This is a genomic window from Runella sp. MFBS21 (assembly GCF_029433105.1).
In the GTDB taxonomy this organism is placed as follows: domain Bacteria; phylum Bacteroidota; class Bacteroidia; order Cytophagales; family Spirosomataceae; genus Runella.
The window spans coordinates 1-1,196 of record NZ_JARNTW010000058.1; the positions used below are offsets into that span (position 1 = coordinate 1).

Sequence of the window (1,196 nt, forward strand, 5' to 3'; positions counted from 1 at the left end):
TACACTGTTTTAAAAGTTTTTATGTATATTAGTTTTTGAAAAACTATCAATAACTGATGCAGAGACAACACATTACTTTGAGTGAACCGGATCGGGATTATCTGCAAGCTCAACTCAGCAAAGGGGCTCTAAAAGTTCGTAAACATAAACGAATGCAAGCCTTACTCTACTTGGATGAAGGTAAAACCTATCAGCAAGTAGCTAAGTTATTATCGGTTCAATATATAACCGTATCGGCGTGGGCAAAATCCTACACTGAGTTAGGGCTGCTTTTTTTGGAGGATAAAGCGCGCAGCGGCCGCCCCATTAAATTCGAGGGCACAGACCGAGCGAAAGTGACGGCTTTGGCATGTAGTGAGGCACCTGATGGTCATTCAAGTTGGTCATTACGCCTCTTGGCCGACCGTTTGGTAGAACTGCAACTTGTTGAGGAGATTTCTTACTCGACCGTAAATTTAATTTTAAAAAAATGAGTTACAGCCCCATAGGAAACGCCAATGGTGTATCAGAAGCCTTACATCGGAGTTTTTGTTACGCATGGAAATCATCCTTCGGCTCTATCTTTTGCCTTATAATTCACTTCGTCCTGTAGTATGCTATGATGAACGACCATGCTTCTTGATTGGCAATGTAATAGAAGGAATTAAGATGAAACCGGCAATCCCGGCCAAAGAACATTACGCTTACAGCAAACATGGCTCGTGTACTGTTTTAGCAGCTATCGAACCAAAAACGGGTCAGAGATTAGCTCATGTGAGGAGGCATCGTACCAAAGTTGAATTTACCAAATTTATGCAACATTTAGCCCAAACATACCCCGATGCTGAAAAAATAACGCTGGTTTTGGATAATCTCAATACTCATACCCCTAATGCTTTTTATGAAGTTTTAGAAGCGGAAAAAGCGCAGGTATTGGCTAATCGATTCGACTTTGTTTATACCCCAAAATCAGCCAGTTGGCTCAACATGATAGAAATCGAATTTTCAGCTCTGTCAAGGCAATGTCTTAACCGACGAATTCCCTCTATGAATCAACTCACAAAGGAAGTAATGTGCTATTTCAAAGAACGAATGGATAAGAAGACTACCATAGATTGGCAGTTCTCATGCGAGTCTGCCAGAAATACGCTCAATCGGCACTATTCGCACGTTAATCCAAATAATATAAAATATAAAAAAACTAATTAAACAAGGTA

The 1,196-nt window shown here is 40.3% G+C and carries 2 protein-coding genes; both read left to right on the forward strand.

Translation table 11 applies throughout. From position 1 onward, the window contains the following. Positions 1-56 precede the first annotated feature (56 nt). Entirely contained in the window at positions 57-473 is a 417-nt protein-coding gene (locus tag P1X15_RS32425; RefSeq protein WP_277342254.1) for a helix-turn-helix domain-containing protein, read from the forward strand. Between the two features lie 31 nt (positions 474-504). After that, the gene (locus P1X15_RS32430; RefSeq protein ID WP_310586056.1) at positions 505-1,188 is read left to right on the forward strand and encodes an IS630 family transposase; all 684 of its coding nucleotides are present in this window, start codon (positions 505-507) and stop codon (positions 1,186-1,188) included. Positions 1,189-1,196: the final 8 nt, after the last annotated feature.